The 23,677-nt window shown below is 62.8% G+C and carries 24 protein-coding genes; 11 read left to right on the forward strand and 13 right to left on the reverse strand.

All coding sequences use genetic code 11. From position 1 onward, the window contains the following. Both GSQ89_RS32025 and tmk read left to right on the forward strand, forming a co-directional pair. Positions 1-1,009: D-alanyl-D-alanine carboxypeptidase family protein (locus tag GSQ89_RS32025; RefSeq protein ID WP_158932174.1), on the forward strand; the 1,009-nt coding region annotated here is incomplete at its 5' end. Continuing rightward, positions 1,006-1,617, forward strand: coding sequence for a dTMP kinase (gene tmk / locus GSQ89_RS32030; RefSeq protein ID WP_158932175.1), 612 nt, complete (start codon positions 1,006-1,008; stop codon positions 1,615-1,617). The genes GSQ89_RS32025 and tmk, both read left to right, overlap by 4 nt. Before the next feature lie 3 nt (positions 1,618-1,620). Here the strand turns inward: tmk and GSQ89_RS32035 are convergent, their stop codons facing one another. The 4 genes from GSQ89_RS32035 to GSQ89_RS32050 all read right to left on the reverse strand — a co-directional run bounded on the left by GSQ89_RS32035 (position 1,621) and on the right by GSQ89_RS32050 (position 6,281). Continuing rightward, positions 1,621-2,805 (reverse strand): ABC transporter substrate-binding protein, encoded by a 1,185-nt coding sequence (locus tag GSQ89_RS32035; protein ID WP_158932176.1) that lies wholly within the window; start codon positions 2,803-2,805, stop codon positions 1,621-1,623. 326 nt (positions 2,806-3,131) lie between these two features. Beyond that, positions 3,132-4,610 carry an FAD-dependent tricarballylate dehydrogenase TcuA gene (tcuA, locus tag GSQ89_RS32040; protein WP_158932177.1) on the reverse strand — a complete coding sequence of 493 codons (1,479 nt, stop codon included), beginning with the start codon at positions 4,608-4,610 and terminating at the stop codon, positions 3,132-3,134. Positions 4,611-4,613: 3 nt separating this feature from the next. Further along, positions 4,614-5,495 (reverse strand): cyclase family protein, encoded by an 882-nt coding sequence (locus tag GSQ89_RS32045; protein ID WP_158932178.1) that lies wholly within the window; start codon positions 5,493-5,495, stop codon positions 4,614-4,616. A 189-nt stretch (positions 5,496-5,684) separates the two neighbouring features. Next, positions 5,685-6,281 (reverse strand): hypothetical protein, encoded by a 597-nt coding sequence (locus tag GSQ89_RS32050; protein ID WP_158932179.1) that lies wholly within the window; start codon positions 6,279-6,281, stop codon positions 5,685-5,687. 256 nt (positions 6,282-6,537) lie between these two features. Here GSQ89_RS32050 and GSQ89_RS32055 point away from each other — a divergent pair, with 256 nt between their 5' ends. The 6 genes from GSQ89_RS32055 (at position 6,538) to GSQ89_RS32080 (ending at position 11,034) form a co-directional block, all read left to right on the forward strand. Then, positions 6,538-7,746, forward strand: a complete 1,209-nt coding sequence (locus GSQ89_RS32055; protein ID WP_158932180.1) for an MFS transporter — start codon at positions 6,538-6,540, stop codon at positions 7,744-7,746. 22 nt (positions 7,747-7,768) lie between these two features. Further along, positions 7,769-8,026 (forward strand): type II toxin-antitoxin system HicA family toxin, encoded by a 258-nt coding sequence (locus tag GSQ89_RS40355; protein WP_371734318.1) that lies wholly within the window; start codon positions 7,769-7,771, stop codon positions 8,024-8,026. 13 nt (positions 8,027-8,039) lie between these two features. Continuing rightward, a complete protein-coding gene (locus GSQ89_RS32065; protein WP_158932182.1) occupies positions 8,040-8,453 on the forward strand; it encodes a type II toxin-antitoxin system HicB family antitoxin in 414 nt (137 codons plus the stop codon). Between the two features lie 195 nt (positions 8,454-8,648). Further along, positions 8,649-8,795 (forward strand): hypothetical protein, encoded by a 147-nt coding sequence (locus tag GSQ89_RS38840; RefSeq protein WP_216856518.1) that lies wholly within the window; start codon positions 8,649-8,651, stop codon positions 8,793-8,795. A 9-nt stretch (positions 8,796-8,804) separates the two neighbouring features. Next, entirely contained in the window at positions 8,805-9,938 is a 1,134-nt protein-coding gene (locus tag GSQ89_RS32075) for a hypothetical protein (RefSeq protein ID WP_216856519.1), read from the forward strand. A gap of 637 nt (positions 9,939-10,575) precedes the next feature. Then, entirely contained in the window at positions 10,576-11,034 is a 459-nt protein-coding gene (locus GSQ89_RS32080) for a tetratricopeptide repeat protein (protein ID WP_158932183.1), read from the forward strand. Between the two features lie 140 nt (positions 11,035-11,174). On the opposite strand, the gene GSQ89_RS32085 is transcribed toward GSQ89_RS32080, so the two are convergent. Next, on the reverse strand, positions 11,175-12,269 hold the full coding sequence (locus GSQ89_RS32085; RefSeq protein WP_158932184.1) for a TAXI family TRAP transporter solute-binding subunit: 1,095 nt from the start codon (positions 12,267-12,269) through the stop codon (positions 11,175-11,177). A 2-nt stretch (positions 12,270-12,271) separates the two neighbouring features. After that, positions 12,272-12,925 (reverse strand): SEL1-like repeat protein, encoded by a 654-nt coding sequence (locus GSQ89_RS32090; RefSeq protein ID WP_158932185.1) that lies wholly within the window; start codon positions 12,923-12,925, stop codon positions 12,272-12,274. A 665-nt stretch (positions 12,926-13,590) separates the two neighbouring features. Between GSQ89_RS32090 and GSQ89_RS32095 the strand changes: the two genes are divergently transcribed. After that, the gene (locus GSQ89_RS32095) at positions 13,591-15,864 is read left to right on the forward strand and encodes a xanthine dehydrogenase family protein molybdopterin-binding subunit (protein ID WP_216856520.1); all 2,274 of its coding nucleotides are present in this window, start codon (positions 13,591-13,593) and stop codon (positions 15,862-15,864) included. Between the two features lie 4 nt (positions 15,865-15,868). After that, positions 15,869-16,117, forward strand: a complete 249-nt coding sequence (locus tag GSQ89_RS32100) for a MoaD/ThiS family protein (RefSeq protein ID WP_158932186.1) — start codon at positions 15,869-15,871, stop codon at positions 16,115-16,117. A gap of 123 nt (positions 16,118-16,240) precedes the next feature. On the opposite strand, the gene GSQ89_RS32105 is transcribed toward GSQ89_RS32100, so the two are convergent. The 6 genes from GSQ89_RS32105 to GSQ89_RS32130 form a co-directional block, all read right to left on the reverse strand. After that, on the reverse strand, positions 16,241-16,498 hold the full coding sequence (locus GSQ89_RS32105; protein WP_158932187.1) for a hypothetical protein: 258 nt from the start codon (positions 16,496-16,498) through the stop codon (positions 16,241-16,243). Positions 16,499-16,566: 68 nt separating this feature from the next. Next, positions 16,567-17,205, reverse strand: a complete 639-nt coding sequence (locus tag GSQ89_RS32110) for a nitroreductase family protein (RefSeq protein ID WP_158932188.1) — start codon at positions 17,203-17,205, stop codon at positions 16,567-16,569. Positions 17,206-17,220: 15 nt separating this feature from the next. After that, complete coding sequence (locus GSQ89_RS32115; protein WP_158932189.1) at positions 17,221-18,018, reverse strand: glucose 1-dehydrogenase; 798 nt, start codon at positions 18,016-18,018, stop codon at positions 17,221-17,223. A 115-nt stretch (positions 18,019-18,133) separates the two neighbouring features. Next, positions 18,134-19,306, reverse strand: a complete 1,173-nt coding sequence (locus GSQ89_RS32120; RefSeq protein ID WP_158932190.1) for a CaiB/BaiF CoA-transferase family protein — start codon at positions 19,304-19,306, stop codon at positions 18,134-18,136. 80 nt (positions 19,307-19,386) lie between these two features. Then, positions 19,387-20,025: a ubiquinol-cytochrome c reductase iron-sulfur subunit gene (gene petA / locus GSQ89_RS32125; RefSeq protein ID WP_158932191.1), complete on the reverse strand. Its 639-nt coding sequence runs from the start codon at positions 20,023-20,025 to the stop codon at positions 19,387-19,389. A gap of 74 nt (positions 20,026-20,099) precedes the next feature. Beyond that, on the reverse strand, positions 20,100-21,593 hold the full coding sequence (locus tag GSQ89_RS32130) for a PLP-dependent aminotransferase family protein (protein ID WP_158932192.1): 1,494 nt from the start codon (positions 21,591-21,593) through the stop codon (positions 20,100-20,102). A 197-nt stretch (positions 21,594-21,790) separates the two neighbouring features. On the opposite strand from GSQ89_RS32130, the gene GSQ89_RS32135 reads away from it, so the two are divergent. Further along, on the forward strand, positions 21,791-22,015 hold the full coding sequence (locus tag GSQ89_RS32135; protein ID WP_158932193.1) for a tautomerase family protein: 225 nt from the start codon (positions 21,791-21,793) through the stop codon (positions 22,013-22,015). A 259-nt stretch (positions 22,016-22,274) separates the two neighbouring features. Here GSQ89_RS32135 and GSQ89_RS32140 read toward each other — a convergent pair whose 3' ends face one another. After that, complete coding sequence (locus GSQ89_RS32140) at positions 22,275-23,579, reverse strand: MFS transporter (protein WP_158932194.1); 1,305 nt, start codon at positions 23,577-23,579, stop codon at positions 22,275-22,277. Between the last annotated feature and the right edge of the window lie 98 nt (positions 23,580-23,677).

The following is a 23,677-nucleotide window of genomic DNA, read 5'->3' on the forward strand; positions in this document are numbered from 1 at the left end:
CGCCTCGCTGTTCGAGAAGGAGGCGGACGACGAGATACCGCCGTCATCAATGACCAAGTTGATGACGCTGTACCTCACATACGACCAGTTGAAACAGGGCAAGCTGAAGCTGACGGACGAACTGCCGGTCAGCGAAAAGGCCTGGCGTATGCAGGGCTCGAAAATGTTCGTGGCGATCGGCAGTTCGGTGCCGGTGGAGGACCTGATCCGTGGCGTTGTCGTCCAGTCCGGCAACGACGCGGCCATCGTGTTGGCCGAGGCGATCGGCGGGTCGGAGGAACAATTCGTCGAGAAAATGAATGCGAAAGCCAAGGAACTTGGCATGACGCATACATTCTACAAAAACTGCACCGGCTGGCCCGACCCCGACCAGCACATGAGCTGCCGTGACATCGCCACTCTGGCCGGTGCGATCATCCGGACTTTTCCGGCCTATTATCACTACGATTCCGAGAAGACGTTCAAATACAACGGCATCGAGCAGGGCAACCGTAATCCGATGGTGCAGAAAGGCACCGCCGACGGGCTGAAAACCGGCCATACGGAAGCCGGCGGCTACGGTCTGGCCGCCAGTTCCAAGCGCAACGGACGCCGGGTGATCCTGGTGCTGAACGGCATGGCAACGATGCGCGAACGTGCCGAGGAATCCGAACGGCTGATGGACTGGGCATTTTTCAATTTCGAGGACGTCACCCTGTTCAGCGCCGGCGATGCCGTGGAGAACGTTCCGGTATGGCTGGGAACATCGCATACGGTGCCCTTGGTGGCAGGCCACGACGTTATCGTGACGATGCCGCGCAACTGGCGCCAGAAAGCCTCGATCAAGGTCAGCTATGATGCGCCGCTGAGTGCCCCCGTTTCCAAAGGCGACCCGGTCGGCAAGCTGTCCGTGACCGGCGACGGCGTGCCGCATCTGGATGTGCCGCTGATGGCCGGGGCGGACGTGCCGCGGCTGAGCCTGCCAGGCCGAGCGATGGCAGTGCTGTCGAAATATGTGACAGGGACGTGAAGCCGGGTCGTTTCATAACGCTGGAAGGTGGCGAGGGCGCCGGCAAGACCACCCAGTCCGCGCTGTTGGCTCAGGCGCTGGCGGCGCGAGAGATCCCCGTGCTGCGCACCCGCGAACCCGGTGGCTCGCCTGGGGCCGAACTGCTGCGCGGCATCCTGTTGGGCGGCACCATCGATTGGTCTCCCCCCGCCGAAACCCTTCTGCACTTCGCCGCTCGGTGTGAACACGTAACAAAGACCATTCGGCCGGCGATGCAGGCTGGCACCTGGGTTGTTTGCGACCGGTTCTTCGATTCCACCCTGGCCTATCAAGGCTATGGGCAGGGCGCCGACCGGGGTTTCATCTCTGCGCTGATCGGTCTGCTGGGTATCGTTCCGGACCTGACGATCGTGCTGGACGTCCCGGATGCCGTCGCCGCCGAACGGATGCGCCGGCGCGGCGGCGATACCGACCGCTACGAGCAACTGGATACGGCGTTTCACGCCCGTGTCAGGCAGGGATTTCGCGAAATCGCGGCAGCCGACCCGAAGCGTTGCGTTCTGTTGGACGCCTCGGGCGGCATACAGGCTGTCCACACCGCCATCATGACAGCGGTGTGGACAGGGTAACGATCAGTAGCCCAGGGCGGTCGTCTCGACCGGTACCCAGCGGCCATTCTTGACCACCGTCAGGAACGAGCTGGTCGAGGCATGGTGCTGCTCCGGACCGAAGGACAGCTTGGAGCCGAAGATATCCGTGTAGTCGTGGATGCTCTCCATCCCCTTGATGAACCCGTCCGTCGTCAGGTCCTTGCCGGCATTCTTCAGCGCCAGCAGGGTAACCTGGGCGGCGGTATAGCCGACCTCGCCATGGAAGTTCGGCTCGCGGCCATAGCGGGCCTTGTAGCGCTTGGCGAAATCCTGCACCGCCGGCCGCGGATCGTCCGGATAGGCGTACAGGGCAGGGGTCATGCAGTAGAAGCCCTCGGTCGCACCGCCCGGCAGGGTGGCGACCGCCGTGTCATAGGACGCGAACTGGCCGACCATATCGACATTCCAGTTCATCTTGCGGGCGGTCTGGATGATGATGTTGGTGTCGCGCACGATCGTGCCCATCATGATCGCGTCGCACCCGGCATCATGCAGCTTTTCCATCGCGCCGTTGAAATCGGTGTCGGTCGGGCGGTGCGCCGTCGTCGCGACGACTTTCAGGCCCAGGGCCGCGGTCTCGGCGACCACCCCGGCCAGCACGTCCTTGCCGAAATCGGAATCCTGGTAGGCCACACAGAATTTCTTGCGCCCCTTGGTCTGGGCGAAGTACTTCACGGCGGAGCGCATCTGGTCGTAGTACGAGGCGAACTGCGCGAATTTCAGCTTGTTGTACGGCTCATACATCGACCGTGCGGACGTCAGCGGAAACACGTTCGGCACGTTCTTGGCGAACTGGGCCGGCATGTCGGCGTCGTTCATCGGCGTGCCGCCATCGGCGATCGCCAGGAAGATGTTGTCGCTGTTCAGCAGCTTGTTCATCGCCTGCACCGAGCGAGGCACCGTGTATTGGTTGTCCTCGACGATGTATTTGATTTTGCGGCCGTTCACGCCGCCGGCCGCATTGGCCTCGTCGAACGCCATCCGGATCGCGTCGCTGTTGTTGACGCCCTGCACGGCGGTCACGCCTGACAGATCGGTGATGGTGCCAATGACGATCTCGGTATCGGTCACACCGCGTGCCGGATCGGCCGCGTTCGCGATCGAGGTGGCCATCAACAGGCCGCCGGCAATAATTGGCAACCAACTCCACGTAGGCTTTAAAGGCATGACGTATTCCTTCCCTTATCCGGCCGTGCCGTCACGTCCGGATTTGTTGAACGTCCGGTTTGGTCCGAACCAGGGAACGCTAGCCGGGTCCGCGCGCGGGATAAAGCCCTGGAGGTGGGGGGAGGAAGATCGGGGCGCTGCCCCGCACCCCGCCAAGGGCATCGCCCTTGGAACCACTCATTGTGGGGTGTTGTCAGGAGGGGGCAACACGGGGGTTGCAACCGTCTCGGTTGCCCCCTCCTGACAACACCCCAAATAATAAACGGGATCAAAGGGGCCGCGCCCCTTTGCGGGTCCGGGCAGCGCCCGGCCTTCCTTCTCCCACCTCAGGCTCTAGCGGCACCCTCACCAGCAATACGCCCAAAAGTTACGCCCGCAACCAGACCCGTCCCGCTACCATAATTATGATAGTAAAGTCCGCCAACGATTTCCCCCGCCGCGAAAAGGCCGTTGATCGGGTTGCCCGAGGTATCGAGCACTTGCGCCTCGGTGCTGACTTTCAGCCCACCAAAGGTAAACGTAACCCCGGCGGTGACGCCGTAGGCGTGATACGGCGGCGTATCCAGCCTCTGTGCCCAGTTTGTCTTATCGATCGGCAGCCCGATGGTGCGAAAACCGTCATGGACGTTGGGGTTGAACGGGACATCCGGCCGAGGCGCGGCATTATAGGCCTTCAGCGTCGCCAGCGCCGCGACAGGGTCGACGCCGGTCAGTTTGGTCACCAACTCTTCCAGCGTACCCGCCGTTTCCTTGGTGATGCGTGCGATGCGGTATTCCTCCCGCAGCAGGCCGACGATCTTCTGGTCGAACACCTGCCAGGCGAACAGGCCCGGCTGTTTCATGACCTCATGGCCGTATTTCGCATAGGTGTAGCTGTGGAAATCCAGCCCCTCATCCAGGAACCGCTCCCCACGAGCGTTCAGGATCACGCCAAACGGATAATTGTGCTTTTGGAACCGGTCGCCGATGGAAATGTCGCCATAGGGTGGCGCGTTCATATCCCATTGCACCGCATGCGCGCCGGACCAGTGGCCGGCCGAGGCGGCGCCGATGTCCATCGCCATCCGGTGTCCATACCCATTGTTGAAGCGAGTGCCCCGGACTTTCGCCAGGTCCCAGTTCGGCCCGATGTAGCGGGCCCGCATTTCGGCGTTGGATTCGAAACCGCCGCATGCCAGGACAACCGATTTCGCCCGCAGATCGAACGACCGCCCGCCCCGGCGAGCCTTCACGCCCTGAATCCCCGCGTCGCCGGTCAGCAACTGATACGCGGTCGTGTCGTAGTGAACCGGGATGCGCGCCTTCTCCAAAGCCGCATGCAACGCCGCCACCAGATGCAGTCCGCCACCATGGATATGGCACGCAAGCCCACCCCAGAACTTGAATTTCCCGTCCACCTTGAACGCCTGCCGCCCAAGCGCCGGCTGGAATTTGACGCCATGCCGCTTCAGCCAAAGCGCCGACTGATAGGACCCGCCGATCAGCACCTCGGTCAGATCCGGGTCGCAACGATAATCCGTCAGCCGCCCCATATCATCGAAATACTGCTCGGTCGTATACGTACCGAAATCAATATTCGCCAGATCCAAATCGGCAATGCTCGGATCAAGCTTCAGCAGTTCATCGATACCGTCATACACGAAACGAAATGCCCCGCCGGTAAACGCCGAGTTTCCCGCGCGCGCATCCACCGGCGCGGTCTCCAGCATGGCAACGCGGGCACCAGCCTCATGCGCCGCCAGCGCGGCATTGGCGGCGGCATTGCCGGCACCGATGACCAGGACATCAACAGGTTCGTAATCCATGACTTACACCATCACGATAGGACGCACCGGCGCGCCCGTCGCGCCCCGGAATTTGGTCGCCAGCAGAATGAAACACGCCGCGTAAACCCGCGCCGCTGCGAGTTCCTCCAGCGCCAGGTTCTCGATCAGATAGACGCCGCATTCGGCCAGCGCGAACTGATGCACCGGCATCATCACGCTCTTGTTCGGATTCGGCAGCACCTCGACCGCCATGTTGTCGGCGCCGATGGCAACGATCCCCTGATCGATCAGCCATTTCGCCGCCGGCACGTCGATGCCCGGCTCGCCTTCCAGATAGCGGGTGTTGTCGACCCCGAAATACCGCCCCCAACCGGTGCGGATCAGCGCGATATCACCCGGCTCCACGGCAAATCCGCCGGCATCCGCTGCCCGTTTCAGATCGTCTGGCGTAACAGTCTGTCCTGGCGACAAATGCGACGCACCGCCCACGTCGAACAGCACCGCCCGTGTGATCATCGGCGGCGCATGCTCGATCCCCAGCCGCTCCAGCCCCCAATCGGTCACCACGTCCACGCAGGCATTGCCGTTATACAACATGTCGCCACTGGAAAAATGCCCCAGCGCATCGATATGCGTCCCCACATGCGCGGTCATCTCGATCCGCTCCAGATTGGTGCCGGCATCGTTCATCGCCCCCGTCTTGCGGCGGCGTTTGATGGTGTCGCGCCACGACCCGAAAATCGACATCAGGAATGGAGTCTGGTTCGGCGCCATATACGGCGCGCCCATGTAGATCTCGTGGCTGACGTCATACATGCGGCCCTGCCGGACCGACGCCAACGCCGCGAGGCGCTTGTCCACCGTCAGCAAATTCCCCGCGCCGATCTGGTCGCTGGGTCCCCATTGGGCGTGGCTGTGGATCATCTGGACGCTCCGTTTCCTGATTGGATGCAGCGTGGCATCTCGGGCAGGTTGCGGGCAAGATGGGGCAGGCATCGGCAGCCGGGCAGATTCGAAGCCGAAGCGCGTCGGAGGCCGCAGGATGTCCACGGGCAGGATGGCGCCCATGGCGTCGGGCCGGATCGGGTTCCGGGGAAAGTCTGTATCGTTGCTTCAGCCGGTTGGGTCCGAATACCAACTGCATACGGCGAAATGGGTCGCCTTGGGGTAGATTTCCTTGATGAACTCGGTCAGGAAACCCTTGAACTTCCCACTCGATTGGACACAGGCGCCCTCATTGGGATCGTACAAGACCACTGCGGTGGTCGGAAACCGCCAGACTCCGATCCCGTGCGCCGGCCCGCTTGGGAAGTACAAAACAAAGATATGAAGGCCGTCACGTTTATTTTTGGGATCGTTTTGCAGATATACGTCCGGATCGCCGGTCAGCAGGCTTTCCATCTGAGTCGACTTCCACCAGAAATGTTTATTGATAACCGTCGTCCCCTGGTTCTCGACGGTTGAGAAGCCGTTCCAATTGGATTCCATGCTGCCTTGCAACGCAAGCGCTCTGGTTTTGTTTACGATACCCTTCAACGGACTCTTCTTACAGGAATCCTGCGATAACCATATCATCACCAGAGCGAGACAAATTCCGGCATAGTTGGTTATCATCGGTCCAGACAGAAAATTGGTGATTGAATCTTGCGACGAGGTGAAAACCATTTGTCCGTCATGGTCGGTCGTTATCTGGGTGAAGGATTTGGGCATGGTGTTCCTCCTGGCTGATTGATGCGGTTCGGAATTGGCAGGAATTCAACGAAGTGCGGATTTCACTGTGTGTCATACCGGGGTCGAGGCGCGGCATGTGCCGTAACAATGCACAGGACGGCGCTCTCCGACGCCGCACATGGCAGCCGCACCCTATCATTCCTCCGCCGCCTGTAAATCGCGCGGATGCATCGTTCGCGTCGCCGGCCCACGGCCAGGGCTGGGCAACGCGCTCCAGGCCAGACATGGTTGCCTCATGTCCGATCTGAAACCACTCTCCAACGTCCGCCTGTGGCTGCTGCTGGCCGCCGCTTTCGGCACCTTCTCCATCGGTGCCGGCTTCATGCACGCCTACACCGTCTTCCTGGTCACCTTCATCGAGGCGTTCGGCTGGAGCCGGGCGGAAGTCTCGCTGGCCTATTCGGTGTCGCAGATGGTGACGGGCATTAGTTCGCCACTGGTCGGTTGGCTGGTGGATCGTCTGGGACCGCCCCGACTGGTGCTGATGGGCGGGGCGCTTCTGACCATCGGATTGCTGGCGAACGCCTGGGCCACCCAGCTTTGGCACATCGTCGTGCTGTATGGCGTGGTGATGACGCTGGGCGCCAATTGCCTCGGGCTGGTGGTGTTCGTGCCGTTGCTGTCTCGGTATTTCGTCCGGAATCGAGGCATGGCGGTGTCGGTCGTGCAATCCGCGAACGGATTCGCCCGAGCGTTCTCGGCGCCGGTGACCACGCTGATGATCTCGGGGCTGGGCTGGCGAGCGGCGTATCTGTGGCAAGGCGTGTTCATGGGCGTCATTCTGCTGCCGCTGGCATCGCTGTTCCGCGGCGTAAACCACGGCAGCCGGCGGCGCACTGCGGATGGCGAGGGCTGGACAGTCCGCCAGGCCATCCGCACCCCGCATTTCTGGCTGCTGTTCGCGGTCTACATGTTCACCGGCCTGGGCAGCTTCCTCGTCGCCTTGCACCAGTTGGCGTTCGCGGTGGATATCGGATTCGACAAGCTCTATGCCGCCGGGGTGCTGGGAATGGGGGCGTTCCTGTCGCTTCCCGGGGTGATCGTCACCGGCACGCTGTCCGACTACGTCGGGCGGGAAGTTTCCGCTGTCGTCACCTACGGAACCTCGATCCTGGGCGTGGCATTCGCCATGATGATCACCTCGCCTGACCAGCATGTGCTGTTGTGGCTGCACGCCTGCTTCTTCGGCCTGACCTGGGGCGCAAGGGGGCCGGCGATCACCGCCAAGACCGCCGATCTGTTTCCCGGCCCGAACCTGGGCGCGATCCTGGGCGTGATCACCATCGGTACCGGGCTGGGCGCGGCCGGCGGAGCCTGGCTGGCGGGCTTCGTGTTCGACACCACCGGCAGCTATAAGGTCGCGTTCGGCCTGTCGATTTTTTTCTACGTCTGCGGCAGCGTCGCGTTCTGGGCACTGCGCCGCCCACCGGCGATTCGCGCGTAGTATCGGGCAACTATGCGCATGCATGTGTATATTTCTTGCATCACCTGCCGTTTGTGCGTATCAATACACATCGGGAGCGTGGCGCGTGACGGCACGGGAAGCGGCAAACAGGCTGGCACGCGAAGGTTGGATCTCCCGTCCAGGCAAGGGATCTCACACGATTTACAAAAAGCCGAACCATCCCATTATGGTGCTGCCAAACCATCGCGGCGATTTGGCGCCGGGCACGTTGCGCAGTGTCTGCGCCGCCGCAAGCTGGGAATATCCACCGCATCGCTGAACAGGAACGCCGGATGAGCACGCGTCATTATCTAGGGATAGCCGAACCCTTGCCGGAGAACTGGTCCATAAGCTTTCCGGCTTTTCCCGGCACCGTCACGACGGGTTGCGACTTCGCCGAATTGATGACGAACGCGCGCGACGCTCTTGCGTCCGTCGTCGCCGCCATGGAGGAGGACGGCTGCCCGATTCCCGAAAGTTTCGATGTCTCACCTGATTCGTCGAACTATAACCCGGCTGATTATCACGATCCACGTATCGTGCTGGTACCCGTGGAGGTCGGCGGTCGATCCGTGCGCATCAACGTCACCATGGACGAAGGATTGGTCGCCCGTCTGGACAATCTTGCCAATCGGGCGCACGCCAGCCGTTCGGCGTTGCTGGCGCGCGGCGCCCGGATGGTGCTGGCTGTCGAGGCGGCGGATTAGCTGATCATGCGTCAAGAAATCGATAGCGTGGCTTGAGAGAAGAGGTCTGATGTTATTCCTGGTCATCAGCGAACCCCGCCCCGAACGCCCATCCAGCGTCACGGCGGCACGGCAAAGCTACTGGACCTGGATCCAGCCCCTGATCGACAAGGGTGAGGTCCGTTCGGTTCACGCCAAGGCGGCCGCGGTGCCGCGGTGCTGTTCGACGTTCCATCCAATGAGGCTCTGCATGCCCACCTGAACGCCTGGGCCGACATCATTCCCGCCACCTTCCAGGTACACGCGCTGATCGATCCGGCGAACGCTCGACGGTTTTTGGACGGGCAGCAGAAGGCGGAGTAAAAGCCGTCCGTGACCACGGACATCGCCTCCAAACCCACGCTAGACGTCTCGGCGGGCTATATCCTGGCCTACCGCCTGTTCGACGTCGCCTACGCCATCGACCTGGGCAAGGCCGAGGACACCTGGGCCCGCACCGTCCGCACCGGAAGCTCGCGCGGACGCCTGACCAACACACCGCCCAAGGCGATCGCCTTCGGGGTGCCCCCTGTCTCCCTCGGCCTCGGCACCATCGCCCTGCCAATGCCCGACAGCCCCCTGCAGGTCACCGTGACCGCTCGGCTTTACGATTTCGGCGTCATCAGCATCGCCCTGCGCCTGCCCGTGGCCGATCTGTCCTGGGCGGCCTTCTCCCAACGCCTGAACGCCGTGGACCGCGCCGTCGGCCTCGCGCCCGCCACGGCTCTGTGGACCGAACTGCTGGATCGTGTCCGCCAAGGGATCGGCGACGCCCTGGTCCGGCCGATCCCGTCCACGCTGGAAGAAGACTACCTCGTCGGCGTCGCCAACGCCTTCAGCGAACCGGTAACCGCCGAGACGCTGATCGGACAATTGGACCTCATCCCTCTCCTGTCTGGCGAGCAGCGCCCGCTATCGGAAGGCGCTCGGCGGGACCTGCTGCGCCACCGGTATTCCTACTACACCGACGACATGGTGGTGCTGACCTGGGACCGCGCGTTCATCTACGAACCGCGCGGCGACACCGACGTCATCGACGTGTTGGAAGTGGCGAACGCCCAGTTGCTGGAGATGCGGTATTACGACGAACTGCTGGATGCCGAGCTACCCCGCATGTACGACCTGGTGGAGGCAACAAGGCGGCGCTGGATGCTGCCGGGCGCACGCCGTTTCGCCGACCTGGCACGACGGCTCTACACCATGGTCGCCGAAGTAACGGAACTGACCGAGAAAGTGGACAACGCGCTGCAGGTGACCGAGGACGTCTACCTCGCCCGCATCTACGCCGCCGCATTGGAGCTGTTCCGGGTTCCCACCGTCAGCGCCGCCGTAGACCGGAAACTGTCGATTATCCGCGACACCTACACGGCCCTCTACGACGAGGCGCACAGCAGCCGGTCGGAATGGCTGGAGATCGTGATCCTGGTGCTGATCTTCGTGGAGATCGTTCTGGCGATCGTCCGTTAGGGAATGGGTCGTTACCGGAGCTCGGCGCGGGGGAGTTTCGGGTCGCCACTGGGTGTTTTCTCCAAATATCCGATCCGCCCGTGGCACGGCAGCGGGCCGCCCACCTAGGGCTGGCCCCGTCATGTCAGCCCCGATCGTCAGTCGCGCGACGATGCTGAACGCGCTCGCCAGGCTGTACAGCGGGCAGTCGATCAAACAACCGATCGATTGGGCGAAGGAGGAACTGGAGGGGGGGCAGTCATCGCTGGCCCTGGGAAAAAGCGAAGATCCAGATTCCGGCGCAGGTTCTTGCTTTAACTTAGGCTTCGTGCATAAACAAATGCTTCGATGTTGGCACTGTCGCCCAGTCCCGTCATGGCAGGCGTAGGCCTGCGATCCACGCCTTTTCCGAGACCTACACAGCAAGGCGTGGATGGCGGGCCTTCGCCCGCCATGACGATGAGAGGCCGGCGGCGTTCGCCGGACAATTCGCTTATTCCCCGGCGAGCCCTTAAGCTGTCGCGGGATATTGCAATCCGGTATATAATGCCGGTCCGCGATTAGGATGAGCCACCGCCATTGCTTTCTGTGCGATGGTGCCGACGCCGTCAGCAACTCGCCCAGCCCGAGACACCCTTGAGCGGAAGGAGTTCATGCCATGTCAACCTTGGTTCCTCGTCGGACTTTCGCCTGCCTGATTGTTGCAGCGGCGATCGCACCGGCCGCGAACGCGGCAGACACCGCCGTTAGCAGCAACACGCCCGACCTGAGGGGGGTGCGCGCGGCGATCAAGGCGAAGAATTACGACTCGGCTTTGGCCCAACTGAAGGTCATTGTGGCCACATCCTCACATCCCGACGTCTATAGCCTGATGGGTTTCGCGCTGCGCAAAACCGGCGATCGGGCGCAGGCGATGACCTATTATCGCAAGGCGCTGGAGGCCGATCCCACGCACAAGGGCGCGCTGGAGTACCAGGGCGAACTATATGTCGAGATTGGACAAATCGACAAAGCGAAGGAGAACCTCGCGAAGCTGCATAAGATTTGCTGGCCGTTCGGATGTGAGGAACACGATGACCTGAAGGAAGACATCGAACACGCGTCCCTGCGAAAATGAAAAGCCACCGATCGAGTCAAATCAGCCAGCATCGACGCTGAACCATTTTCAGGCTGACAGTGCAGCCTGAAAATGGTCTGTCTCTTTGTTTGATTGTATGACTCACGCGCTTTGAGCATGCCGTTCAGCGCGATCGCGCTCTACCGGCTCCGCTGCCGCTCTTGCTCGAAATACTGCCAGGTGGCGTCCCGTTGGGCAGGCGTCAGGTGCTGTCCGCCGCGCTGGGCCAGGAATTGATCGAATTGCGTTGTTTTCAGCTTGGCGTCGACGCCTTCGGAAGCAACCGCCGTGCCCGCGTGATGGTCGGCCAGCCATGCGGCAGCCGGCGGGAACCGAACCCAACCAGGCTGTTCGGCGCTAAGATTGACATCATGCCACTTCGGATGGTGCGGCGGCTTCAGAAGGTCGGGGAAGCGGGTAAAGAACCTATCGACGAAGACCACGAGGTTCCGGTAGCGGATTGCCCCTGGCTTCCATCCGAAGGCGGCCAGGGTGACGCCGACCCCAATGGTCTCGACAGTCTGGCCCTCCGGGATCAGGGTCGGGTAGTCGGCATGCGTCAACTGGCCAGCCGGCAAGTAGGTTTTTTCAAGTTCCGGGGTCGATAGCACGGGGACCATATGCAAGCCCGTATCGGCGGGCTGGCTCGCGAACAGACGGATCGGCCTGCCGCCGAGGTAGACGTTGGCGGCGATCGCCCCGTGGCGGAGTTTGTCCTGTGCGATGGTCGGTTCGTCGGTGCGAAGATCCGGCTGGATACCAAGTGTCTTGAAGACGGTACGTGCGGTCAGGTTGGTGCCGGCGCCTTCGACGTCGATATTGACAGGCTTGCCCTGAAGATCGGCCAGGGTCTGGATTTCCGGTCGCGCGCAAACATGCATGTCGTTGTCGTAAAGCTTGCAGATATATTCGATCTTTACGATTTCCGTCGGATACAGGTGTGTCGCCTGCGCATAGGCAAGACAGTCCGCGGCGATCAATGCGAGGTCCACACCGGGCAAATGCAGCAAATCGCCAAGGTTCTGAAGAGAGCCTTTGCCCACGATAGGCACGACGCGAAGGTCATCGGAATTGAGCACCGAAGTCAGATCGGTGGTAATTCGCATGAAGGTGCCATCGATTTCGCCGCCCATGATCCCGATGGTGATCGGTTGCGCGACAACCGGCGTGGCGGCGCGTGCCACCCCGATCAGCGCGGCGGCTGGAAGAACCGAAAGCAGGGAGCGACGATACATGTTTACCTCACTGGCAGGGCTTCAAGGAGCAGGCCAGCCTCGGTGTCCCCGAGCCTGACAGCGCGTTCGTACCAATGCCGCGCCTGGGCCGGGTCGGGATCGACCCCACCCAGCGCGGTCTGTTTCAGGTAGGCTGGATCATAGAGACGCCCAAGATTACGCGCGGCTGCCGCGTCGCCTTGGTTGGCGGCGCTGAGGTAGAAGCGGCGTGCGCCGGAGATATCACCATGTAATTCCGCATCGAGGCCCCGGGCAAACAGTGCCCCCGCTCGGTTTCCCGGGGCCGGGAAAGCCTGGCTTGAAACGATCGGGCTGGCCGGTGCTGGTTCAGGACGGGCTGGCAAAGCCGGAGGCAATGTCGGTGGAGCGAGCGCCAACGCCGGGAGAGGCGGACTGGCCCTGGCCGGTGCTGGTTCAGGACGGGCCGGCAACGCCGGAAGCGATGTTGGCGGGGCGAGCGCCAAGGCTGGGGGAGGCGGACTGGCCAAGGGTGCCGGTACGGCCTGGGCTGGCTGCGCCTCGGGCGGTGAAGCCCCACTGACGGCTGGGGGCGGTAGGACCGTCATGCCGCCGTCGAGCAAGCCCGTCAGTTCCGACAGTTGGGCGGGCGTGGCCGTGCCGAGCATATCCATCATGTGCATGACCGTTTCGGTCATATTATCCCCTGGGGGCGCCCAGCGGTGACCCTCGGCGGCCTGGAGTTTCGCTTGGGCCAGAAGGTCGGCAAACGTTCGCGTTTCAGCATATGCGGGCAACGCCGTTATCAGCACGGCGCATATCATCAATAAACCATTACGAATCCCGGCAGGCATTTCCCCATTTCCCGCGCGAATTCCTTCGCTCCTAATCGGCTATACCGGTCGCGGCCCGGTGGCAGGGACGATGTTCCCCTCGGCAAAACCAGCCACCCCTGGGGCCATCCCCCTCTGATGGTCAGCCAACTGACCGGCGTATGATTCCGCGATCGATGAGCCTTCAGCACAACCGCATTAGTGTCTGTCCAAGAACTCTGCCAGTCAGTAAAATGGATTAGATTTGACGATGAAATTGTTGATTTTTCGGTAAATTTCGAGATGTGTCGATTCACGACGTGCCGCCAGCGGAACGATAGGGCACGGCAGCGGTATGGCCGGGACAATTCGCGCCGGCGGCATGATCCGGCATCCGAGGCATGTCGTTCCAAGGACGCCCTGTCTGCAAAAGTCGCTGTTCCCATCTGGATATAGCGAAAATCCGCGGCACCCGGTCCGCTTGCGTTTCCCCGCCGCATGGGCAACTTTAGCGCATCGGCCTGGGCCAAAATAAGCAAAGCGAGGATGCCGTGAACGACTCCACGATCGTGACCGACTCAGTCAAGCGTTTCAAATGGGTTGGCACGCGTCCGATCCGTCCCGATGGCGTCCCCAAAGTCACCGGCCGAGCGCTGTACGGCGCGGATTTGAAGCTGCCGGGCATGCTGTACGGCAAGATCCTTCGCTCCCCGCACGCACACGCCCGCATCAAGTCGATCGATATCTCCGCCGCCGAGGCGCTGCCCGGCGTGAAATCGGTCATGACCGCCAACGACCTGCCGCAGCAGAAATTCGACTATATCGGCCCCGAACGCGTCGCGGTGAACTTCTGGCACGTCACCCGCAACATCATGGCGCGCGAGAAGGCGCTGTATGAAGGCCACGCCATCGCCGCCGTCGCCGCGATCAGCGCCAGCATCGCCGACCACGCCGCATCCCTGATCAAGGTGGAATACGAAGTCCTGCCGCACGTCATCGACGTCGACGAAGCCATGGCCGACGACGCACCGCTGCTGTTCGAGGACATGATCACCCGCGGCATCGACCCGGCGCCGACCAAGCCCTCCAACATCTCCAAGCGCTTGGAATTCTCCATGGGCGACATCGAGGCCGGCTTCCAGCAGGCCGACGTCGTGATCGAGAAGGCATTCAAGACCGCCGCCGTCCACCAGGCCTATATCGAGCCGCACGCCTGCGTCGCGAAGTATGAAGCCGACGGCCAGTGCGAAATCTGGTCCTCCAGCCAGGGCCATTTCCAGATGCGCGCGCTGACGGCGCAAATCATCGGTGCCAAGCTGGGCGATCTGCGCGTGACCCCGGCCGAGATCGGCGGCGGCTTCGGCGGCAAGACCGTGACCTACCTGGAACCGATCGCCGCCACGCTGTCGAAGAAAGCCGGTGCGCCGGTTCGCCTGCAAATGACCCGGGAAGACGTGTTCCGCGCCTCCGGTCCGACCTCCGGCGCGTCGATGTGGGTGAAGATCGGCGTCAAGAAAGACGGCACGATCGTCGCCGCCGACGGCATCTACAAGTTCCAGGCCGGCGCTTTCCCGGGTTCGCCGGTGATGAACGGCTGCCTGTGCGCCTATGCGCCCTACACCATCCCGAACCAGCGCGCCGTCGGCTTCGACGTGGTGTCCAACCGGCCCAAAGCCGCGGCCTATCGCGCGCCTGGCTCGCCGATCTCCGCCTTCGCGGTGGAGAGCGTGCTGGACATGTGCGCCAAGGCCATCGGCATGGACCCGCTGGACCTGCGCCACAAGAACGCCTGCCGCATCGGCACGCCGACGCTGGCCGGCCCGAAGCACGCCCATGCGGGCTACGCCGAGACGCTGGAAGCGCTGATGAACCACCCCGCCTACAAGGTTAAGCTGGGTCCGAACCAGGGCAGGGGGGTCGCCTCCGGCTACTGGTTCAACGGCGGCGGCGAATCCAGCGCCACGCTGCAGGTCAACGCCGACGGCACCGTGCTTGTGGCGACCGGCAGCCCGGACATCGGCGGCTCCCGTGCCTCGATGGCGATCATGGCGGCCGAGACGCTGGGCATCGACTACAGCCAGGTGCGCGCCATCGTCGCCGACACCGGATCGATCGGCTACACCCACGTCACCGGCGGGTCCCGCGTCACCTTTGCCACTGGAACGGCGGTGGTGAACGCGTCGAAAACCGTGGTGCAGGAGATGCGCAAACGCGCCGCGCTGATCTGGGGCGTGGAAGAGGACGCCGTAATCTGGGATGACGGCGTTGCCAAGCCAGCCAACGCCGGTGACAACAAGACCCTGTCGTTCCGCGAGATCGCGGCGAAAGCGGCGGCCACCGGCGGCCCGATCACCGCGTCCCACGGCGTCAACGCCGGCGGCCAGGCACCCGGTTTCGCCAGCCAGTTCTGCGACGTCGAGGTCGACCCGGAAACCGGCCGTGTCACCATCCTGCGCTTCGTCGCCGCCCAGGATGTCGGCCGCGCCATCCACCCAGCCTACGTGGAAGGCCAGATCCAGGGTGGCGTTGTGCAGGGCATCGGCTGGGCGCTGAACGAGGAATACATCTACAACGCCAAGGGATTGCTGGATAACCCGGGCTTCCTCGACTACCGCTGCCCAGTTGCTTCCGATCTGCCGATGATCGATGCGGTCATGGTCGAAGTCCCCAACCCGACCCATCCCTACGGCGCCAAAGGCGTTGGTGAGGTCGGCATCTGCCCGCCGATGGCCGCCATCGCCAACGCCATCGCGATGGCCACCGGCAAGCGCATGACTGAACTGCCGATGTCCCCGCCACGCCTGCTCGCCGCCCTGTCGGACTGAGTGTGTGGCAAAGGTCGTGTTCACCACGGGCTTCGCACGCCGCTACACCAGCGGCGTGCGGGAGTTCGAGGTGGAAGCGAAAAACCTGCGCGGCGTCCTGAAAGCGATGGATGACCTCTATCCCGGCCTGGGCGAGCACCTGGAAGAAGAAACCACCGTCGCCATCAACGGCGAATACCACGAGACCGGGTATTTCCAGCCGGTGCCACCGGGCGCGGAGGTATTCTTCATTCCGCGGATTGAGGGCGGGTAGCGTCAAAGCTTCAGGACAGCCCGAAGTCCGCTCTCGACCGCCCCCAGATTAACGCCGGATAACGTGCCCGCGAGGCACGGTGGATCCAGATCAACCCACCAGACGGATCATCGGGCGAGCCCATCAATGGGCAGAGGCTTCATCGAGACCGTCCGACACCGTCGCGTTCTGCCACTCTGCCATCTCGTCGGTGAGGTGATCGTCTTGCTCGACAGCGAGGGCTGCCAAATATAACGGGTCGGCATCGTCGTCGGAGTCGGCCTTGAGCGCCTGTTCCAGCAAGGCGCGCACGAACGCACTGCGCTGCCGCTCCGGAATAGCCCGGCGGAATTTGCGGACGAGTTCTTCAGGAAGGCGAAGTAAGAGTTGTTCGGTTGCCATGAGACGATCCTGAAAGATGATATCAATATCGACACCCAGGCAACCGAACACCAGCCCTGCGTCTGAAATCAGCTCCCCGCCACCGCCGGATACGGCTGGTCCCACTTATCAAGGAACACGAAGTCCGACAGCTTCCCGCGCCCAACCGGACCGAATTTGCCCATCGGATACCCAACCGGCAGGATTGCGTAGGAATGCACCCCCGGCGGCAGACCCAGCGCCGCCTCGGCTTCCTTCTCATGCAGCAGATGCCGCGTCGTCAGCGTCGATCCCAGGCCCAGCGCCCGTATCGCCAGCAACATGTTCTGCACCGCCGGATAGATCGACGCACCGGCGCCGCGCGTCGGGTTCGGTCCATCCTCCAGGCAAGCAACGATCCACACCGGAGCCTCATGGAAATGCTCCGTCAGGTATTCCACCGCACCATGCTGGCGACCGTAACGATCTGGCGATACGCCCGGCGGCGGCGCACTGGTGGCGTAACGAGGTCCGACGACCTCATCGAATGCCTTCTTGTACCAGACCTGCACGGCCTTCTTGATGGCCGGGTCCTTGATCACCAGAAACCGCCATTTCTGCGTGTTCCCGCCATTGGCGGCAGCAGTGCCTGCCTCCAGGATCTGCTTGATCAGCGCATCCGGCACGGGATCCGGCTTCAGCCGCCGCATCGAACGCGTAGTACCGATAATCTCGAAAAAATCAGGCATGATACAAGACCTCCCCTAAATCCGTTTCACCGGAGCGACACCGCCGGACCCGGAACGGCCTCCGTCGATGACGATATGCGTGCCCGTCACGTCCCCCGACAGGTCGGAACACAGATACAGCACCGCCCCGGCGATTTCCTCCGGCAGTGCATAGCGTCCGGTCGGAATGCCGGCGGCATAGGCGGCATGGATGCTCTCGGGGTCGTTCGGATTCCGCTGCGATTCCAGCGAGCGCATCATCCGTGTCTCCACCGGCCCGGGACACACCGCGTTGACCCGCACGCCAAGCCCCGCCACGTCGGTCGATGCGACTTTCGTCAGCCCCAGGACGCCATGCTTGGACGCGACATAAGCCGGCATCCCCGGCGATCCGAACAGCCCGGCCACCGAGGCCGTGTTCACGATCGCCCCCGACCCCTGCTTCAACATCACCGGCAGGACATGGCGCATTCCCAGGAAAACGCCCTTCAGGTTGACCGCGATGACACGATCGAAAACGTCCTCGTCATAATCCTGGGTCGGAACGACTTTGCCCTCGATCCCGGCATTGTTGAAGAACGCGTCGATCCGGCCATACGCCGCCAGCGTCTTCTCCACATAGTCCTTCACGGATGCGGACTTGGTGACATCAGCCTGCACGAACGCCGCCGTCCCGCCGCGCTGGGCGATGATATCGACACTGGCCTGGCCGGAATCCGCATCGGCATCCACCACCATCACCTTGGCGCCCCGCAACGCGAACCCCAACGCCGTCGCTCGGCCGATGCCACCGCCACCGCCCGTTATCAGCGCCACCTTTCCGGTAAAGTCCATTTTCGTTTCTCCCCCGTCCCGTCATGGCCCGGCGCAATCCGGGCCATTCGATCCAACATGATACGCCTGCATACGGACCGGTCAGCGCCCGGCCATAACGGTTAAAAACCGCCCCCTACACCACCTTCGCCGCACGCAACCGAGCGATCTCCTCCCCACCGTACCCCAGTTCATCCAAGATCGCGTCCGTGTGCTCCCCCGCTTCCGGCGTCGCGCTCCGAATGCTCCACGGCGTGCGGCTGAGTTCGATCGGCTGGCCAACCACCTCCACATCGCCCAGCACCTTGTGCGGCACCGTCCGCGTCATCGCCAGATGCTTCACCTGGGGATCGGCGAATACTTCATTCATCTTGTATATCGGCCCGCAGGGCACGCTCGCTTTGTTCAGCGTATCGATCCAGTCGGCGGACGTCTTCCCCCGCGTGATCGCCCCGATCGCCTCGTTCAGCGCGTCGCGGTTCTGCGACCTGGCCCGCCCGGTGGCATAAAGCGGATCCGCTATCAGATGATCCGCGCCCAACGCCTTGCACAGCCGGCGATAGATATCGTCGCCCGCCGCCGCGATATTGATGTAGCCATCCGCCGTCGCGAAAACCCCGGTCGGGATACTGGTCGGATGGTTGTTGCCCGCTTGGCCGGGCACCTCCTTCGCGATCGTCCACCGCGCCGCCTGGAAATCCAGCATCGAGATCTGCGCACCAAGCAACGAGCTTTTGACCCATTGGCCCTCGCCGGATTGCTCCCGCTCCAATAGCGCGATCAGGATACCCATGGCGGCGAAAATGCCGGCGGTCAGGTCGGCGACCGGAATCCCGACGCGCATGGGACCGCGGCCGGGCTCGCCCGTGATCGACATCAGACCACCCATGCCCTGGGCGATCTGATCGAAACCGGGACGATCGATATACGGCCCGTCCTGCCCAAACCCCGAGATGCTGGCATAGACGATCCGAGGATTGATCGCCTTCAGGCTCTCATAATCCACGCCCAGTCGGAATTTGACGTCGGGACGGTAGTTCTCCACCACCACATCCGCCTGCGCCACCAGGCGCTTCATCACCGCGACGCCGTCCGGCGCCTTCAGGTTCAGCGTCAGGCTGCGCTTGTTACGATGCAGGTTCTGGAAGTCCGGGCCATGACGCTCACCGCCCAGCCCGGCATCGCCCGCGGGCGATTCGATCTTGATGACATCGGCCCCCCAATCGGCCAACTGGCGCACCGCTGTAGGGCCGGCCCGCACACGGGTGAGGTCGATGACCTTAAAGCGGGCGAGGGGGCCTGTCGTCATGCGGTGGTCCTTTCAATCAGGACCGCATGGTCGCACGAACCATCCCGCCGGTCGAGACGCCCGCCCTACATTTGCCCGCTTTACATCTGAACGACGGAGGACAGTTCGAAGGCTGCGCCTTTTGGATTTTCGCCAATGCGCAACGTCTTGTCGTTGATGAAATTATACGGCGGCACCGGCAGGTTGTACGGCGCCGGAACGCCCTTGTACACCCGTCCGGCGAGGTCATACTTCGAACCGTGGCACGGGCAGAAATACCCGCCGGGCCAGTTGGGCGCCGGGCTCGCCGGGTCGGGGGTGGGCATGTAGCCGGGCAGGCAGCCCAGATGCGTGCAGATGCCAACCATCACCGCGTATTCCGGCTTCACCGAACGATGCCAGTTCTCGGCGTAGGGCGGCTGCTGATTCACGCCGGACTCGGGATCGGACAGCAGGGAGATCACGGCCGGCTCCTGCAAGGTCTTCAGGGCCTCGGGAGTCCGGTTGACGATCAGCATCGGCGCACCGCGCCACAGCACGACGATCTGCTGTCCCAGCGCGATCTTCGAGATGTCGATGTCGATAGGCGCCCCGGCGGCGATCACGTCGGCCGAGGGGTTCATGGAATCGATCAGCGGCCAGGCGATCGCGCCTGTCCCGATCGCCGCGCCTGCGATGGCAATCAATTGCAGGAAGTCGCGGCGTGCCGGTTCTGGACCGGATGTTGTGGCATGTGACATGGCTGGCACCATGGGCGAGACGCCGGATTAAGCCAAGGGGGGGCAGGGATGAATATTTCGTTAGGGTCCCAGATTCACGTCGTTTGGGCAGGCGTTCGATCGCCGCCCCGTCCAGCCGGCTCAGCCCGCATCGAAAATGCGCCCCCATAGCCCTCGGATTCGCAGGGAATCGCCTGTCGCTGCAGCCAGCGCTGCACCCGCGCGTCCTCGCAAACCGCGACGTTGAATCGCATCCATGGCGAGCGCTCAAGGTGCGGACGGAATACCGTACCCGGTGCCAATATAATGCCCTCACGCTGCGATGCCTCCGCCAGGGCAAGCGAATCGTCGATGTGCGGGAAGCGTGCCCAGACGAACATGCCGCCGGTGGGCTCGACGAACATTTGCATGCCCAGGCGGCCAAAGGCACGCACCACGTTGATCCGCGTCTCGCCGAGCCGTTCATGCAGGCGCGACAAATACTTTCGGTAATGCCCGTCGACCAGCATCAGATAAATCAGTCGTTCGGTGAATTGCGATGTGGTGATGCTGGTCAGCATCTTGATGTCGGCAAGCTCCTCCGCGATGCCCTGGGCGCAGGCCAGGAACCCGACGCGCAGGCTGCCGGAAAGCGTCTTCGAGAAACTGCGGGCGTAGATGACCCGGTTAAGCTGGTCGAGCGTCGCCAGCCGTTGCGTCGTCTTCACCTGCAGATCGCAGAAGATGTCATCCTCGACGACGAAGAAATTGTGGCGTTCGGCTGCCTGCAGCACCTTGAAAGCGATGTGCGGGCTCATGTCGGTACCGGTCGGATTCTGCATAACCGACTGGGTGAAGTAAACCTTGGGCCGGTGCGCGGCAGCGAGCGTCTCCAGCACGCCGACGTCCGGCCCGTCACGATTCCGCGGCACCGCCAGCATCGTAATGCCTTGCAAGCGCAGGTTGCCGAACATGTTGTAATATCCCGGATCGTCCACCAGCGCTGTATCGCCGGGCTTCAGCAGATAGCGGATCACCAGTTCCAGCGCGTGGCTGGTCCCCTGCGTCAGCAATATTTGCCCGGGATGTGCGGTGATGCCCAGTTCCGAAAGCATCAACGTCAGATGCTCGCGCAGCGGCAGATACCCGAACGGGTGGCCGTATTCCAGCAGGTAGGCGCCGTTCTTGCGCGCGAGGACATTGAGGCTCTGGCGAATACCGGCTTCGTCGAGCCAGGAATTGGGCAGCCACGGGCCGCCCGCGAGCAGCTTATGTTCGCCCGCCTCCAGCAGGCGGCGGACGAGCCAGACCAGCTCCTCATTGCGTTTGTGGTCATCGGTCGTGGCGCGTTCCGGCCTTGCCGCGGCGGCGGGTATCGTCGTGTAGAACCCCGCGCCCCGCCTCGATTGCAAATAGCCCATGGCGACCAGCCGATCGTAAGCCTCGACCACGGTAAACCGGCTCACATGGTGGACATCGGCGAAGGAGCGGATCGACGGCAGCTTCGTCCCTGGCCGCAAATGGCGCTCCTCGATCTGCCGCTTGATGCCGGCAACGATCTGGGCCGCGAGCGGCTGGCCGTTTCCATGGCTGATTGGAAGAGACAACATGCCGGGTCTACTTGTGATGCCTCCCGCTCAACTGGCCCGGTCGTCGGACCGGTACAGTTCCGTTAAGTGATGTTGAAACTGTCTATTACCGTCTAGTTGAGTCTTTTGGCAAGATAGCCGTTCTTCAGCCAGCGCGCGTCACGCAAAGGCTCCGCTTTCGCCGCGGTACCGGCAACCCCACAAAAGGAGGGATCCAAATGCCACTCATTCAGGTTCGCATTATCAAGGACGTATTCACCAAGGAGCAGAAGAGCCAGATTATCCCCAGGCTTACCGATGCGATGGTCTCGATCGAGGGTGAAAATATGCGCGGCGTCACCTGGTGCGTCGTCGAGGAAGTGGAAAGTGGCGATTGGGGAATTGGCGGGAAAGCCCTGACCACGGGGGACGTTCATGCGTTGGCGACCGGAAAGGCCGCGTAACGATGTGAAGGTGCACCCGTTGCGCCACGCCGATGCAGGTGGCGCAACCCGGCTCGCCGGTCAGGATCGGCGAGCGCCGCGCCCCCCCCAGTGTCCTGCCCCAGAAGTTCGTCGCATACTGCGACGGATTTCTGGGATCGGCAGGCCACTGAAAACAACGAGCGTGGTCGCCCTGGGCGGAACGCCAACAGGGCGTGAATCACGCGATCAAACAAAGAGTTAGAGCGCGCTGACTGTTCACAGTCAGCTTGTAAGCGCTCTAAGCCGTCACCACCCTGGGCTCGAACGCCGCCGCATCGATCGGCTTCCCCGGCACGACAAACACATACATCATTGCACAGACCATCCCCAACGCCGCGCTGAACAACAACGCCGGCACGAAACTCCCGGTATCCTGCACGATGAACCCCGTCACCGCCGGCGCCAGCGCCCCGCCGATATAGCCACCGCAATTCTGGATGCTGCCCAGCGACGCCGTGCAATGCCGCGGCGCGATCACGCTCGCCAGTGCCCAGCACATCGCCCCCGCCATCCCGCTGAACAGCAACGCCGTCGAGATCGCGGCGACCGCAACGAACGTGCTGGGAGTCAGTGCCGCGACGACGGTAAAGCCTGACATACCCACCAGCCCGATCACCACCGGAATCTTGCAACTGTTAACGGGGGAAACCCCGTGCCGAGCCAGGTAATCCGCCGACCAGCCGGACCCAAGGCTGCCGATCACGCCGAACGCGAACGGGATGCCCGCGATCCAGCCGGTGTTGGGGATGCTCATGTGCCGCTCGATCTCCAGGTAGCCCGGCAGCCAGGACTGGTAGACCCAACCCATGTAGACCTCGCCGAAGAAGCCCAAGACCATGCCCCACGTCGCGCGATAGGCGAACAGGTGCTTCCAGTCGGCCCAGGTCACCCGATCCGCGGTCGTCGGAACCTCGCCATCGGACAGATAGGCTTTTTCGTCCGCCGTCAGATCGATCTCGCGCGGCTCCCGATAAACCGCATACCAGATCAGCGACACGCCGATACCGACCACGCCCATGACGACGAACATCCAGCGCCAGCCGAACGACAGCATCAGCGCGGTCAGGATCAGCGGCGCGATGGCAGGCCCCAGCTTGGACCCGCAAAGCCCGATCCCGGTGGGCAACCCCCGCTCGCGGACATTGTACCAGTCCCGCACGACACGTACCAGGCCGGAGAACTGCGGCGACTCGCCGGCCCCCAGAAACACCCGAGCACCGACGAACTGCCAGAACCCACCGACGAAGCCACCTGCCGCCTGGGCGATCGACCACACGAACATGCCGGCCCCCAGCAGCTTGCGCGGTCCCAACCGATCCACCAGCGCGCCGGCGGGAAGCTGGAACGCGGCATACGCCCACAGGAACGCCGACAGCAGCAGGCCCATCTCCGCGATGGAAAACCCCAGATCGTGCCGGATCAGCGGATTGGCAACGGAAAGGGTCGAGCGGTCAATATAGTTCACCGCGCAACCAAGCGTGATCAGGCCGATCGAATTGCGCTGGATGCGCTTGATCCGCGCGGAGGCAGTGACGAGGGCCATTGATGATCCTTATTGGACGTTTCGACAAAAGCCTACGCAGGGTTCCACGCGCTTGGCCAGAGTCCCGGCTTGACCAGAGTCCCGGCTTGACCATCACC

Origin of the sequence: Acidisphaera sp. S103, from assembly GCF_009765975.1 — a bacterium.
Classification (GTDB): domain Bacteria; phylum Pseudomonadota; class Alphaproteobacteria; order Acetobacterales; family Acetobacteraceae; genus Rhodopila.

Excerpts from the sequence above, each read along its gene's own strand:
- GSQ89_RS32035 (WP_158932176.1), bottom strand. The coding sequence starts at position 2,805 with ATGCCTTTAAAGCCTACGTGGAGTTGGTTGCCAATTATTGCCGGCGGC.
- tcuA (WP_158932177.1), bottom strand. The coding sequence starts at position 4,610 with ATGGATTACGAACCTGTTGATGTCCTGGTCATCGGTGCCGGCAATGCC.
- GSQ89_RS32045 (WP_158932178.1), bottom strand. The coding sequence starts at position 5,495 with ATGATCCACAGCCACGCCCAATGGGGACCCAGCGACCAGATCGGCGCG.
- GSQ89_RS32050 (WP_158932179.1), bottom strand. The coding sequence starts at position 6,281 with ATGCCCAAATCCTTCACCCAGATAACGACCGACCATGACGGACAAATG.
- GSQ89_RS32055 (WP_158932180.1), top strand. The coding sequence starts at position 6,538 with ATGTCCGATCTGAAACCACTCTCCAACGTCCGCCTGTGGCTGCTGCTG.
- GSQ89_RS40355 (WP_371734318.1), top strand. The coding sequence starts at position 7,769 with ATGTGTATATTTCTTGCATCACCTGCCGTTTGTGCGTATCAATACACA.
- GSQ89_RS32065 (WP_158932182.1), top strand. The coding sequence starts at position 8,040 with ATGAGCACGCGTCATTATCTAGGGATAGCCGAACCCTTGCCGGAGAAC.
- GSQ89_RS32080 (WP_158932183.1), top strand. The coding sequence starts at position 10,576 with ATGTCAACCTTGGTTCCTCGTCGGACTTTCGCCTGCCTGATTGTTGCA.
- GSQ89_RS32085 (WP_158932184.1), bottom strand. The coding sequence starts at position 12,269 with ATGTATCGTCGCTCCCTGCTTTCGGTTCTTCCAGCCGCCGCGCTGATC.
- GSQ89_RS32090 (WP_158932185.1), bottom strand. The coding sequence starts at position 12,925 with ATGACCGAAACGGTCATGCACATGATGGATATGCTCGGCACGGCCACG.
- GSQ89_RS32105 (WP_158932187.1), bottom strand. The coding sequence starts at position 16,498 with ATGGCAACCGAACAACTCTTACTTCGCCTTCCTGAAGAACTCGTCCGC.
- GSQ89_RS32110 (WP_158932188.1), bottom strand. The coding sequence starts at position 17,205 with ATGCCTGATTTTTTCGAGATTATCGGTACTACGCGTTCGATGCGGCGG.
- GSQ89_RS32115 (WP_158932189.1), bottom strand. The coding sequence starts at position 18,018 with ATGGACTTTACCGGAAAGGTGGCGCTGATAACGGGCGGTGGCGGTGGC.
- GSQ89_RS32120 (WP_158932190.1), bottom strand. The coding sequence starts at position 19,306 with ATGACGACAGGCCCCCTCGCCCGCTTTAAGGTCATCGACCTCACCCGT.
- petA (WP_158932191.1), bottom strand. The coding sequence starts at position 20,025 with ATGTCACATGCCACAACATCCGGTCCAGAACCGGCACGCCGCGACTTC.
- GSQ89_RS32130 (WP_158932192.1), bottom strand. The coding sequence starts at position 21,593 with ATGTTGTCTCTTCCAATCAGCCATGGAAACGGCCAGCCGCTCGCGGCC.
- GSQ89_RS32135 (WP_158932193.1), top strand. The coding sequence starts at position 21,791 with ATGCCACTCATTCAGGTTCGCATTATCAAGGACGTATTCACCAAGGAG.
- GSQ89_RS32140 (WP_158932194.1), bottom strand. The coding sequence starts at position 23,579 with ATGGCCCTCGTCACTGCCTCCGCGCGGATCAAGCGCATCCAGCGCAAT.